Genomic DNA, 12,270 nt, shown 5'->3' with positions numbered 1-12,270 from the left:
CCTGACCACCCGCCTCATCCTCGAGGCCGTCCGCGCGGCCTGAACTTCCGCCAGGCGGGCTCACTGCCCAACGCGCGGCTGGCCGCGTTGCCGCTGACTCACAAGGACGCGGCAGGCCGCGCCGTCATCGATGCGGGCATTTGGGCGATCATCCAGAGAGGATCGAGAGAACGCGACATCCGCCCTCGCACGGCATGTCTGAACCGAAATCTATGCTTCGTGACTTTTGACCCGGCGGCCTCCGGCAGCCGGGAACCCCAGAGAAAGGTGATTTCCATGAACTTCAAGACCCTGTGCCTTGGCGCGGCCGCCGTGGCCGTCCTGGCGGGCGCGGCATTGGCCGGCGCCCTCGACGAGCCGACGATGATGGCGCCCTTCTACACCGACGCCAGCCTGCAAACCATGAAGTCCGACGCCGAGATGAAGTCCATCTGGAACGCCATGCCCAAGGCCAACCAGGACGCCATGATGAAGGAATGCAACGACGCGGCGATGAGCAAGCCCTACGCCGTGTTCTGCGAGAAGCTCAAGGCGCTCGGCGGCGCCAACAAGTAAGGCGTCTCGCCGGGCGGCATGCCGCAATTCAAGAGAGCCCGCCTCGGCCAGGCCTGGGGCGGGCGCTCCGTCAACCGGCGCAGCCGCGGTCGCGACGAAGCCGCTACACCGGGAGCGACGGCTCGGTGTTTGGCTCGAGCGCGTCTTCCGCCTCGTCGTCGTCCGGAAGGGTTTCCCCGTGCACGGCCAGCGGCCGGCCTATCCAGAGCGGGTCGATGAGATGGTCGCGCCGGGGATTGGTCGTGTTCGGGTGGATGAGGATGCTCAGGCCCTGGTGGTTCAGCATCAGCCACGGAACGATCGAGGCGAAGACCTCCTTCGCGAAGGAGACCTGGTACATGGCCTGGTCGTGCGGGCCGACCTTCTTGTCGTGCCAGTTGCCCAGGCGCACGCGGAACCGCTCGCCGATGCGCAGGCGCAGCCATTCGGCATGGTGCCGCTCGGTCTGCCCGTCGAAGTAGATATGGGCGTGGTAGCTGGCGATTTCCGCCAGCGGCCTTGGATTGGCGGCGTCTTGGTTCACCTCGGGTTCCTCCTGGATGATTGTCGCATCCGGCGGAACTCTACCCGAAGCGCGGGCGCTTTGTCTGTAGCAGGCGCCGGCAGGTGCGACCGACGCTGTACCGCGTCAGCGATGCCGGCCGACCAGCCTCTCACTCCGCCGCTTGCATCCTGCCGGCCGCGATGATGGCGCGGATTTCCGCGCGGCAGGAGCCGCAATTGGTGCCGGCTTTCAGCGTCTCGCCGATGCCCTCGACAGTCCGGCAGCCCGACGCGACCGCGGCGGCGATCTGGTTGGCGCCCACGCCGAAGCAGGAGCACACCGTGGCGCCGCCATCGGGCCGGTCGGCGCTGGGGCGGCCGGCAACGACGCGGAAGCGCTCGCGCGGGCCGGCATGCAGTGCCTCGAGCTGCCCGCTCGCCCAGCCGCGCGACACCGCGACCGGCCCTGGCCCGACGAACATGGCGCCGCAAAGGCGCGTGCCATCGAATGCGGCGATGCGGTGCTGGCCCGCTTCGCGGTCGTGATAGACAAGCATCTCGGCTGTGGGTGGGAGGCCGAGCAGGGCGACCGCGAATGCCGTCCAGTCGACTTCGTCGTCGGCGAGGGCGAGTTCCACCCGCCAGCCATCCTTGCAGCGGGCGACCGCCCAGTAATCGGCGCGGATGGCCTCGGGCAATTGCCGCGTCACCGCAAAGCCGAAGGCCTTGGCCGCGAATTTCTCGACGCGCACGGCGACATGCTTCAGCGCCGGCTGCCCGGAGGTCGGATCGGTCAGCGGCGCCGTGAGCGCGCCGAGCCGGGCGCGCGAGGCGAACTGATCCGTCCAATGCATCGGCGAAAAGACACTGCCCGGGCGTTGGCGTGCAGTCACCAGGGTGCGCACGAGGGCCGCGCCGCGCGGGCTCTCCACACGCACGATGTCGGCGTCGCCGATGTCGTAGCGGCGGGCATCTTCCGGATGGATCTCGATGAAGGGTTCGGCGATGTGCTGCGAGAGGCGTGGGCTTTTGCCGGTGCGCGTCATGGTGTGCCAGTGGTCGCGGATACGGCCGGTGTTGAGCACAAGCGGAAAGTCCGGGCTGGTGCGGGTTTCCTGCCCGGGGCGGATGGAGATGAAGCGGGCCTTGCCGTCCGGGGTGTAGAAGTTGCCGTCGGCGAAGAAACGGACGGGCGTCTGTATCCCAGCCTGCCGAGGTCCAGCCTGGGCACCCCCCTCTGGCCTGCCGGCCATCTCCCCCTCAAGGGGGGAGATTGGCAGCGTCGGACTCGGCGCTCCGTCTCCAACGCTGGAGATTGGCGAAAGCCCGCGCGAGGGCTGATCTCCCCCCTTGAGGGGGAGATGGCCGGCAGGCCAGAGGGGGGTGCCTTGGCTCGGCGCGGGCCATTGGAATGGGGTCATCCCGTCGTAACTTTCTGCATCCACCTCGGCATAAGCCCCGATATCGAAATCCCGCGCCCCGTCGTTCTCGAAACCCGACAGGGCGGCGTGCTCGGCGAAGATCCCGGCCGGCCCGCCATGCGCGAACGCTTCGCCGAAACCCATGCGCTTTGCCACCTCGGCCACGATCCACCAGTCGGGCCTTGCTTCTCCAGGCGGCGGCAGAAAGGCGCGCTGGCGTGAGATGCGCCGCTCCGAGTTGGTGACGGTGCCGTCCTTCTCGCCCCAGGCCGTCGCGGGCAGCCGGACATGGGCGTGGCGCACCGTGTCGGTGCCGGTGAGCACGTCCGACACCACGACGAAGGGGCAAGCCTCGATCGCGGCTTCCACTGTATCGGCATCCGGCATCGAATCGACGGGATTGGTCGCCATGATCCACAGCGCCTTGACGCGCCCGTCGGCCACCGCCCGGAACATGTCGACCGCCTTGAGGCCGGGCTTGTCCGCGACGGCGGGCGCCTTCCAGAAGCGCCGCACGCGGTCGCGATGCGCGGGGTCCTCGATCTCCATATGCGCGGCCAGCATGTTGGCGAGGCCGCCCACCTCGCGGCCGCCCATGGCATTGGGCTGGCCGGTGACCGAAAACGGTCCCGTCCCGGGCCTGCCGATCCGGCCGGTCGCGAGATGGCAGTTGATGATGGCACTGACCTTGTCGGTGCCTTGCGACGACTGGTTCACGCCCTGGCTGTAGATCGTCACGGTCCTGTCTGTCGCGGCGAACAGGTCATAGAAGCCGAGAAGTTCGTCCTCGCCCAGGCCGGTGGCCGCGCGGATGCCGGCAAGATCGAGCGCGCCCGCCGTCGACAACGCCGCCTCGAAGCCGCTTGTGTGGGCGGCGATGTAGTCGCGGTCCAGCGCGCCGCTCGCCGCGAGATGGGCCAGCAGGCCGCAAAACAGCGCCGTGTCGCCGTCGGGCGCGATCGCCAGGTGCAGGTCGGCGATATCGGCCGTCATGGTGCGGCGTGGGTCGACCAGCACGATCTTCATCTGCGGCCGCTTCTCGCGCGCCGCCGCGATGCGCTGGTAGAGCACGGGGTGGCACCAGGCGAGGTTGGAGCCGACCAGCACGATGAGGTCGGCCAGTTCGAGGTCCTCGTAGCAGCCCGGCACGGTGTCGGCCCCGAAGGCGCGGCGGTGGCCGGCGACCGAGGATGCCATGCACAGCCGCGAATTGGTGTCGATGTTGCCCGAGCCGATGAAGCCCTTCATCAGCTTGTTGGCGACATAGTAATCCTCGGTCAGCAGCTGGCCCGACACATAGAAGGCGACCGCATCGGGGCCATGGTCAGCAATGGTGCGCGTGAAGGTCGAGGCGACGAGGTCGAGCGCCTCGTCCCAGCCGGCGCGGCGATTACCGATCTGAGGATGCAGCAACCTTCCATCGAGACCGACGGTCTCGGCCAGAGCCGAACCCTTGGAGCAAAGCCGGCCGAAATTCGCGGGATGGGCGGGGTCGCCACGGACGGACACCTCACCGTCCGCGGCGACCTTCGCCAGCACGCCACACCCCACCCCGCAATAGGGGCAGGTGGTCCTCACCTCGCGTGCATTCTCGATCTCCATGCGTTCAGGCCGCGCGGCTGGCCAGCGCGTCGAGCGCAAGCAGCAGGCGCTCGCCCTCCCGCTTCACGGGGATGGTGCGCACCGCGCCCTCGTCGGCGCCGAGGGCCTTGCCCGTCTCCAGCGAGATCACCCAATTGTGCAGCGGACAGGTCACCGCCGCGCCGTGGACGATGCCCTGGCTGAGCGGGCCGCCCTTGTGCGGGCAGCGGTCGTCGATGGCATAGACCTGGTCGTCCGCCGTGCGGAACACGGCTATCTTGCCTTGCGGGGTATCGACGCAGCGCGCGCCGCGCCGCGGGATATCCGAGAGGGAGCCGATCGGTATCCAGTTCATGCCTGTCACTCCGCGGCCTGCGCAAAACCGACGGACGCCATCGGCCGGAATTCGTGCTTGTCCTTGCCGGAGACGCGCTCCGACCAGGGATCGACCTGGGCGAATTTCTGCGAGAAGACGAAGCGCTCGAAATAGGCCTTGCGCTTGGCCCCGTCGTCCATGATCTGGCGCCTGATTTCGTCGATGCCGACGCGCTTGGCCCATTTGTAGATGCGCTCGAGATAGCGCGCCTGCTCGCGATACATCTGCACCAGCGCCACGATATGCTCCAGCGCTCCGTCCTCCGTCCTGACCAGGCCGAGCACCTCGGTGCCCTTGATGTCGAGGCCGGCCGCTCCGGCGAAGTGGATCTCGAAGCCGCTGTCGACGCAGATCACGCCGACATCCTTGCATGTCGCCTCGGCGCAGTTCCTCGGGCAGCCCGACACAGCCATCTTCACCTTGGCGGGCGTCCACGATCCCCACATGAATTTCTCGATGCGCACGCCAAGGCCCGTCGAATCCTGCGTGCCGAAGCGGCACCAGTCCGAACCGACGCAGGTCTTCACCGTGCGCAGCCCCTTGGCATAGGCATGGCCGGAGACGAAGCCGGCCTTGCCGAGATCGGCCCACACCGCCGGCAGGTCCTCCTTGCGGATGCCCAGCATGTCGATGCGCTGGCCGCCGGTGACCTTGACCATCGGGATCTCGAACTTGTCGACGACATCGGCGATGGCGCGCAGCTCGGCGGCGCTGGTCACCCCGCCCCACATGCGCGGCACCACCGAATAGGTGCCGTCTTTCTGGATGTTGGCGTGGACGCGCTCGTTGATGAAGCGCGACTGGTAGTCGTCGGCATATTCGTCCGGCCAGTCGCAGACGAGGTAGTAGTTGAGCGCGGGCCGGCATTTGGCGCAGCCGCAGGAGGTCTTCCATTCCAGCTCCTGCATGACGGCGGGGATGGTCTTCAGCCGCTTGGCCTTGATCAGCCGGCGCACCTCGTCGTGAGCGAGCGCGGTGCAGGAGCACATGGGTTGCACGGCGGCCGGGTTGTATTTGTCGCCGATGGTCAGCACCATCAGCTTCTCGACCAGCCCGGTGCAGGAGCCGCAGGAAGCGGACGCCTTGGTGTGGGCGCGCACGTCGTCGAGCGATGTCAGCCCCGCGCCGGTGATCGCTCCGGTGATCTTGCCCTTGCAGACGCCGTTGCAGCCGCAGATTTCCGCATCATCCGGCAAGGCTGCAACGGCCGCCATAGGGTCCAGGGGAGCGCCCCCCTGGTACGACTGGCCGAAGATCAGGGTGTCGCGCATGGCCGAGATGTCGGTCTGCTTCTTCTTGAGGTCGTTGAACCAGGCGCCATCGGAGGTCTCGCCGTAGAGCACCGTGCCGATGATGCGGTCGTCCTTCAGCACCAGTCGCTTGTAGACGCCGGCGGAGGCGTCACGCAGCACGATCTCCTGCCGGTCCCCGCCGTCGGCGAAGTCGCCCAGCGAGAACAGGTCGATGCCGGTGACCTTGAGCTTGGTCGGCGTGTCCGAGTGCACGAAGGCGGCGCTCTCGTCGCCGGCCAGCTGGGCGGCCGCGACGCGGGCCATCTCGTAGAGCGGCGCCACCAGCCCGTAGACCATGCCGCCCACCTCGGCGCATTCGCCGAGCGCGAAAATGTCGGGGTCGTTGCTGCGCATGCCGGCATCGACGACGATGCCGCGATTGACGGCGATGCCCGCGTCCTTGGCGAGTGCCGCGTTCGGCCTGATGCCCGCGGCCATCACCACCAGCGTCGCCGGCACGACCGTGCCGTCGGCGAGTTCAACGCGCTCGACCTTGCCGTTGCCGGCGATCGCCTGCGTGTTGGCCTTGGTGATGACCTTGATGCCGCGCTCCTCCACGGCGCGCTGCAGGAGATAGCCGGCGGCGGGATCGAGCTGGCGATCCATCAATGTCGGCATGACGTGCAGCACGGTGACATCCATGCCTTGCAGGTTCAGTCCGGCGGCGGCCTCGAGCCCGAGCAGGCCGCCGCCGATGACGACGGCCTTGGCCCGCGACTGCGCTGCAAGCAGCATGGCCTGCACGTCGTCGAGGTCGCGGTAGGTCAAGACGCCGGGCAGGTTGTTGCCTGGCACCGGGATGATGAACGGCACCGAGCCGGTGGCGATCACCAGCCTGTCGTAGGGCTCGGTGACGCCGTGGTCGGAGGTGACGGTCTTCGCCGCCCGGTCGATGGCGACGATCCGGTGGCCCTTGTAGAGCATGATGCCGTGCTTGATGTACCAGCCGTCGCCATGGATGATGATCTCTTCATAGGCCTTTTCGCCGGAAAGCACCGGCGACAGCATGATGCGGTCGTAGTTCACCCGCGGTTCGGCGTTGAAGATGGTGACCTGGTAGCGGCCCGGCGCCTTCTCCAGCAGATGTTCAAGCATGCGCCCGGGAGCCATGCCGTTGCCGATGATGACGAGTTTCTCGGTCATTGTGTTGATCCGCTCCCGTTTCACTCAGCTGCGTACGAAATGGGCGTGGCTCGCGCGGCCACCGCGCGCTCCATGCGCCGGATGCTGAAGTGCATCCAGGCAAGGCAGCCGACAACAATCAGGAAGAGCAGCATGAAGCAGCTCGACCAGACGCCGGTAAGGTCGTTCAGCGCGCCGAAGGCGATCGGCAGGATGAAGCCGCCAAGGCCGCCGATCATGCCGACCACGCCGCCGACCGCGCCGACGCTCTGCGGATAGTAGGCGGGGATGTGCTTGTAGACGGCGGCCTTGCCGAGGCTCATGAAGAAGCCGAGCACGCTGGCGACGGCAATGAAGGCGAGCGGGCCGATCTCGAAATGGAAGGCGATCGGCCCGCTGATGCCGCGCACGACGTAGTCCGCCGAGGGGAGGGACAGAACCAGCGTCGCGACGGCACAGACGGTGAAGGTCCAATAGAGCACGGTGCGCGCGCCGATACGGTCCGAAAGCACGCCGCCATAGGCGCGGAAGACGCTTGCCGGGATCGAGTAGGCGGCGCCGATCATGCCGGCCGTGGCGATGCCGAAGCCGTAGACGCCGATCAGGTAGCGCGGCAGCCACAGCGACAGCGCCACGAACGCGCCGAAGCAGAAGAAGTAGTAGAGCGAGAAGCGCCAGACCCGCAGGTTCTTCAGCGGCGCGAACTCCTGCCAGAAGCTTCGCGCCGGCATCGCCTTGCCGGCGCGGCGCTCGCGTATGACCGGGTCGTCGCCTGTCGTGAACCAGAAGACCACCGCCATGACGGCAAGCGCCGCCGCCCAGATCTCGGCCACCGACTGCCAGCCCCAGGCGAGCAGCGCCAGCGGCGCCAGGAACTTGGTGACCGCTGCGCCGACATTGCCGACACCGAAGATGCCGAGCGCGGTGCCTTGCTTGCCGGCGGGGAAGAAGCGCGAGACATAGGCGACACCGACGGCGAAGGAGCCGCCGGCGAGCCCGACGCCGAGCGCGGCAACCAGGATCTGGCCGTAAGTATGCGCGTAGGCCAGCAGGAAGGTCGCGGCTGCCGCCGCCAGCATGTTCACCGTGTAGACCAGTCTTCCGCCAAACCGGTCGGTCCAGACGCCGAGCACCATGCGCACGAGCGAGCCGGTGAGGATCGGCGTGCCGACGAGCAGGCCGAATTCCGTCTCGTTCAGCCCAAGCTCCTGCTTGATGCGGACTCCGATGATGGCGAAGATCGTCCACACCGCGAAACAGACGGTGAAGGCGATGGTGGACATGACGAGCGCCTGCCGCGGAGCATTGTCCTGGCTGGGCGCGGTTGCGAGGTTTGCGGTCATCTTGGGCTCCGGTTCGCGGCGTGAGTGGCGTCGCGTCTGTTGGTCGACGGTCAGCGCGGCGAAGCCGCTACGGTTATGTGAGGGGCCTTGCCCTCGGGCTCGCTGCCGGGGGGAAACAGCAGCAGCGCGGCAATGAACAGCGCCGCGGTGAGAGCGCTGCCGAGGAGGAAGTCGCGGCGCACGAAGTCCTTCAGCGAAGGGGCGGTTCCGATCCGTTTCGTCATCGTCGTCTCCAGTGGGGCCTGACAGCCCGTCGATCGCGTGTCGGCCAAAAAAGAAAAGCTGCCGTCCAGGCCTCTCGCGTCCGTACATCCGGGATCGCGCGTCGACCTGAGCGGCAGCTTTGCCTGTGGCGCCCGCCATTGGACGCCTGTTTCATTGCCCGAGAACGGGCTCCCTTAATGCAAAGCAGGAACCGTGCCAGTTTTCGTGGCGAGACGAAAAGCTAAGCAGGGTCAATGAGATGGAAGGAATTTGTGGTTGCTGTGCCGATCGGCTGCCCGATCAAACATTGGTCAGCTGCGCGAACGGTCCGCATAATTTTTGTGCAATGCACAAGAATGGCGTCGAAACGATCAGTCTCGCGAACCGGCCGATTTCTGGGCGGCAATATAGGCGTCGATCCGGTCCGGATCGAATATCTGGCCATCGAAGAATCCGTCCGGGCCGAGTACGAGGCTCGCTCCGGCCGACCCGACCGGCGTCGCCTCTCGAAGCGCGCCCTCGACCTTGGCGTTGGCGCCCGGCAGGGCCACGCCAAGCGGCTTCAGCGCCGCGCGGTAGAGGTCGGGTCGATAGCAATCCCTGGCAATGGCGAGGTTGCGGGGCGTGTGCTCGATATCGCCCCAGCGCACCATCTGCGTGTAGAACCACAACGCGTGGCTCTTCCAGGGAAAGTTCGCCGCCTTGTCGAACGGCACGAAGAAATCATCGATCGCCCGCTCCACGCCGCTGCCGAGCCTCAGCCGGCCGGTGAGGATCGGCATCTGCACCGAAGCGGGCAGTCCGAGGAAGCGGGGCTCCGCCATCAGCGCCGCCAGTTCGGCATGGTTGTCGGGGTCCTGGCACCAGCGCGCGGAATGGTGGAGCGCCCTCAGCAGCGCCGCCAATACGTCCGGGTTTGCTTCCGCCCAGCTCTTGCGCGCGCCGATCACCTTCTCGGGGCTGTTGCGCCAGAGCAGCGCTTTGACCGTCACTATGTGCCCCGTTCCGACCGCGACCGAAGCACTGTTCCAGGGTTCGCCGACGCAATAGCCGTCGATGCGGCCGGCGGCCAGCGCATCGGCCATGAAGGGCGGCGGCACGATGACGATCTCGATCTCGGTCGAGGGATCTATGCCGCAGGCCGCAAGCCAGTAGCGCAATTCGTAATTGTGCCCGGAATGCGGATGGACGACGGCAAGTCGCAGCGGCTCGCGGCCGGACGCGACGCGCTCGCGGATCAACGCGCCAAGCGCCGCGCCGGCGCGCGCCGGGTCGAGGTCCGGCTCCGCTCCATGCGCCGCCATGCCGTCCCATACGGCGTTGGAGACGGTGACGCAGTTACCGCCGAGGCCAAGCGAGAACGGCACGATGGTGTCGGAGGCGATCGGCGTCAGGCCGAGGCTGCAGGCGAGCGGCATCGGGCCCAGCATGTGGGCGACGTCGAAATGGCCGATGGCGATGCGGTCGCGAATGTTGGCCCAGGACGTCTCGCGCTGCAGCTTCAGCTCGATGCCTTCGCGGGCCGCGAAGCCCATCTCGCGCGCGCAGACCAGCACGGCGCTGTCGAAAAGCGGCATGAAGCCGGCGGTGATTTCGTGCGCGGCGGTCATGCTCATTCACCCTCCGGCGGCGCAAGCAGCCCGGCGGCGGTCACCAGGCTCTGGGCGATCTCGCCGATCTTGCGGTTCTGGTTCATCGCCGTCTTGCGCAGAAGCGTGTAGGCGGCCTCCTCGGAGAGGCCGCGCGATTTCATCAGGATGCCCTTGGCGCGGTCGATCAACTTGCGGTTCTCCAGCTCGCTGCGCGCCTCCTCCAGCTCGCGCGCCATGCGCGAGAAGGCGTTGAAGCGGCTCACCGCCATGTCGAGGATCGGCTTGACGCGCTCTTGCCTCAGGCCGTCGACGACATAGGCCGACACGCCGGCCTCGACCGCGGCTTCGATCGATGCCTGGTCGGAGCGGTCGACGAACATGGCGATAGGCCGCTTCACCGCGCGCGACAGCTGGAACATGTTCTCCAGCATGTCGCGGTTGGGGTTTTCGAGATCGATGACGATGACGTCGGGCTCGATTTCGGCAATGCGGCGCGCAATGCCGGCGACATCGTGGATGACGGTCACCCGCTCGTGCCCGGCCTCGCGCAGGCCTGCCTCGATGATCGAGGCGCGGATGCGGTTTTCGTCGATCACCAGGACGGCGAGTGCGGATCGGGCCATGCCTCACTATGTCGAAGCGCTGGAATTGTGCAATGCGGTATGCCGGCTTGCGGGCGCGGTCGCGCAAAATGACGATGTCGCCGACCGCTGAAAAGAGCGAGATTTCGACCTCAAGGCCTTTGCCGCAAATACCTCGCGACATTGTGTATAGGCGACATTCGGGACTTCCCTTATCAACGGCACAGCATTGCCTATCCATTGGTTGCTGGACAGTTATGTCCGGAGAATAGATGTTTTGACGAGGCATGGGGGAGGGGACGGCGGGTGGTTCGGCGGCGCTCCGGAACCACCATTGATCCGCCAACAGCGGAATCCAGGGCACAACTTATCGATGCTTGAGAATGAACGTTCCAGGGCGCCACGAGACGCGCTGGCTGGTTCCAGCATCTTCAACGCAAACTGAGTGGGGCTGGCCGAAAACGCGATTTGTAAAATACAGCAAGAAAGACTTGGCGCTATCAAATAGTAGCAGCTTCGCCGTGTATTCTGAATTGATCGGGTTTTTCCATGTCGCATATTCTATTTTTACTGGTCCTCGCCTTCATTGTCTGGCGGTCGCTGGGCAAGGCCTTGGGCCGGGGAAAAGTCATTCAACCGGAGGCGCGCCGACCCGCCTCGCCGTTATCCCCGCCAGCTGATGCTCAGCGCGACGAAATCGCCGATGTCGCGGAAGTGGTTTCGAGCTTCCTCGGCGGAAAAGGCCAGGAACTTCTCGGCCAGGCAGTCACCCGGGCCCTGCAGGACGCCAAGGCAAGTCCCGAGATCAGCCGCAAGGCCGCCCGGGCGATAGAGCAAGTCGCCGCGCGCGCAGCCTCGTCGAAGAAGGCGGCGCCGCAGGCGCCCGCGAGGCAACGGGCGAAATATCTGCTCGACGGCGACGGCGGCTACCGCCAGCGCACCGACCGGACCGCCCGGCTGCAGCAATCGTTCAGGGGCAAGGGCCTCTGTTCGCCGCGCTAGCGCATTCCAGCAAAGTCGACAGGCATCGGGCACGCGAGGCGTGCCGGTACAAGCGAGGGAGAGTTGAAATGGCGATCACCAGGCAGGTAATCACGTCGCTGCAGCGCGACGGCACGGACGCGCTCGGCACCAGGACAGTCGCGATGAAGATCGTCGACGAGAGCATCGTTTCAGGTTCGCTGTTGACGGTTGAAAGCAACCACTTCTGCATCCTGAAGTCGCGCGGCGCGGTGCTCAACGTCTACGAGACCGGCCAGTACCAGCTCCAGACCCCGGACAAGCCGCTGGTCGGGTCGGTGGTGCAGGGCTTCTTCGGCGGATCGTCGCCCTGGGTCTACGAGGTCATCTACATCAACCGCTCCAAGCTGCTGGTGCGCAACGAGGGCGTCGCGACCAGCGCCGAGATGGCGGAGATGTCCTATGTCGTGGACTACTACATCCACATAGACAGCAAGGATGAAGCGCTTGCTCTTATCACCCACATGCCCTTCGCGGGCGCGGTGATCGACACCAAGGAGATCGCCGACTACGCCGGACCGGCCATCGAGCAGGCGATCAACCAGATCATCCAGGTCACCAAGATGGAGAACGTCAATGAGCGGATCAGCGATGTCCGCGAGGCGGTGAAGGCGCATCTCACCGATTTCCTCAAGGTCTACGGCATCATGCTCAACGACCTCAAGGTGCTGATCATGCCGCGCGACGAGCGCATGCGCGA

11 protein-coding genes are annotated in these 12,270 nt (G+C 66.3%); 3 read left to right on the top strand and 8 right to left on the bottom strand.

Going from position 1 to position 12,270, the window contains the following annotated elements; translation table 11 throughout:
* The first annotated feature begins 276 nt into the window (after window positions 1-276).
* Window positions 277-555, top strand: coding sequence for a hypothetical protein (locus Q0L57_RS28705; RefSeq protein ID WP_296746459.1), 279 nt, complete (start codon window positions 277-279; stop codon window positions 553-555).
* A gap of 103 nt (window positions 556-658) precedes the next feature.
* Here Q0L57_RS28705 and Q0L57_RS28700 read toward each other — a convergent pair whose 3' ends face one another.
* The 8 genes from Q0L57_RS28700 to Q0L57_RS28665 form a co-directional block, all read right to left on the bottom strand.
* Complete coding sequence (locus tag Q0L57_RS28700) at window positions 659-1,078, bottom strand: DOPA 4,5-dioxygenase family protein (protein ID WP_296746458.1); 420 nt, start codon at window positions 1,076-1,078, stop codon at window positions 659-661.
* 130 nt (window positions 1,079-1,208) lie between these two features.
* On the bottom strand, window positions 1,209-4,061 hold the full coding sequence (locus tag Q0L57_RS28695) for a nitrate reductase (RefSeq protein ID WP_296746457.1): 2,853 nt from the start codon (window positions 4,059-4,061) through the stop codon (window positions 1,209-1,211).
* Between the two features lie 4 nt (window positions 4,062-4,065).
* Window positions 4,066-4,395, bottom strand: coding sequence for a nitrite reductase small subunit NirD (gene nirD, locus Q0L57_RS28690; RefSeq protein WP_296746456.1), 330 nt, complete (start codon window positions 4,393-4,395; stop codon window positions 4,066-4,068).
* Between the two features lie 5 nt (window positions 4,396-4,400).
* A complete protein-coding gene (nirB, locus tag Q0L57_RS28685) occupies window positions 4,401-6,851 on the bottom strand; it encodes a nitrite reductase large subunit NirB (protein ID WP_296746455.1) in 2,451 nt (816 codons plus the stop codon).
* Between the two features lie 20 nt (window positions 6,852-6,871).
* Entirely contained in the window at window positions 6,872-8,173 is a 1,302-nt protein-coding gene (locus tag Q0L57_RS28680; RefSeq protein WP_296746454.1) for a nitrate/nitrite transporter, read from the bottom strand.
* Between the two features lie 50 nt (window positions 8,174-8,223).
* On the bottom strand, window positions 8,224-8,397 hold the full coding sequence (locus tag Q0L57_RS28675) for a twin-arginine translocation signal domain-containing protein (protein WP_296746453.1): 174 nt from the start codon (window positions 8,395-8,397) through the stop codon (window positions 8,224-8,226).
* 351 nt (window positions 8,398-8,748) lie between these two features.
* Window positions 8,749-9,987 carry a CmpA/NrtA family ABC transporter substrate-binding protein gene (locus Q0L57_RS28670; protein WP_296746460.1) on the bottom strand — a complete coding sequence of 413 codons (1,239 nt, stop codon included), beginning with the start codon at window positions 9,985-9,987 and terminating at the stop codon, window positions 8,749-8,751.
* 2 nt (window positions 9,988-9,989) lie between these two features.
* Window positions 9,990-10,592, bottom strand: coding sequence for an ANTAR domain-containing response regulator (locus Q0L57_RS28665; RefSeq protein WP_296746452.1), 603 nt, complete (start codon window positions 10,590-10,592; stop codon window positions 9,990-9,992).
* Window positions 10,593-11,099: 507 nt separating this feature from the next.
* On the opposite strand from Q0L57_RS28665, the gene Q0L57_RS28660 reads away from it, so the two are divergent.
* Both Q0L57_RS28660 and Q0L57_RS28655 read left to right on the top strand, forming a co-directional pair.
* Entirely contained in the window at window positions 11,100-11,552 is a 453-nt protein-coding gene (locus Q0L57_RS28660; protein ID WP_296746451.1) for a hypothetical protein, read from the top strand.
* A 68-nt stretch (window positions 11,553-11,620) separates the two neighbouring features.
* Window positions 11,621-12,270, top strand: a 650-nt coding sequence (locus Q0L57_RS28655) for an SPFH domain-containing protein (protein ID WP_296746450.1), incomplete at its 3' end; no start/stop codon positions are given.

It is taken from the genome of Mesorhizobium sp., from assembly GCF_024509055.1.
Classification (GTDB): domain Bacteria; phylum Pseudomonadota; class Alphaproteobacteria; order Rhizobiales; family Rhizobiaceae; genus Mesorhizobium.
This window is presented reverse-complemented; position numbering and strand designations above follow the sequence as displayed.

What these genes read in the sequence shown, in the direction of transcription:
- Q0L57_RS28695 (WP_296746457.1), bottom strand. Translation starts at nt 4,061, where the DNA reads ATGGAGATCGAGAATGCACGCGAGGTGAGGACCACCTGCCCCTATTGC.
- Q0L57_RS28660 (WP_296746451.1), top strand. Translation starts at nt 11,100, where the DNA reads ATGTCGCATATTCTATTTTTACTGGTCCTCGCCTTCATTGTCTGGCGG.
- Q0L57_RS28680 (WP_296746454.1), bottom strand. Translation starts at nt 8,173, where the DNA reads ATGACCGCAAACCTCGCAACCGCGCCCAGCCAGGACAATGCTCCGCGG.
- Q0L57_RS28665 (WP_296746452.1), bottom strand. Translation starts at nt 10,592, where the DNA reads ATGGCCCGATCCGCACTCGCCGTCCTGGTGATCGACGAAAACCGCATC.
- Q0L57_RS28675 (WP_296746453.1), bottom strand. Translation starts at nt 8,397, where the DNA reads ATGACGAAACGGATCGGAACCGCCCCTTCGCTGAAGGACTTCGTGCGC.
- nirD (WP_296746456.1), bottom strand. Translation starts at nt 4,395, where the DNA reads ATGAACTGGATACCGATCGGCTCCCTCTCGGATATCCCGCGGCGCGGC.
- Q0L57_RS28705 (WP_296746459.1), top strand. Translation starts at nt 277, where the DNA reads ATGAACTTCAAGACCCTGTGCCTTGGCGCGGCCGCCGTGGCCGTCCTG.
- nirB (WP_296746455.1), bottom strand. Translation starts at nt 6,851, where the DNA reads ATGACCGAGAAACTCGTCATCATCGGCAACGGCATGGCTCCCGGGCGC.
- Q0L57_RS28670 (WP_296746460.1), bottom strand. Translation starts at nt 9,987, where the DNA reads ATGACCGCCGCGCACGAAATCACCGCCGGCTTCATGCCGCTTTTCGAC.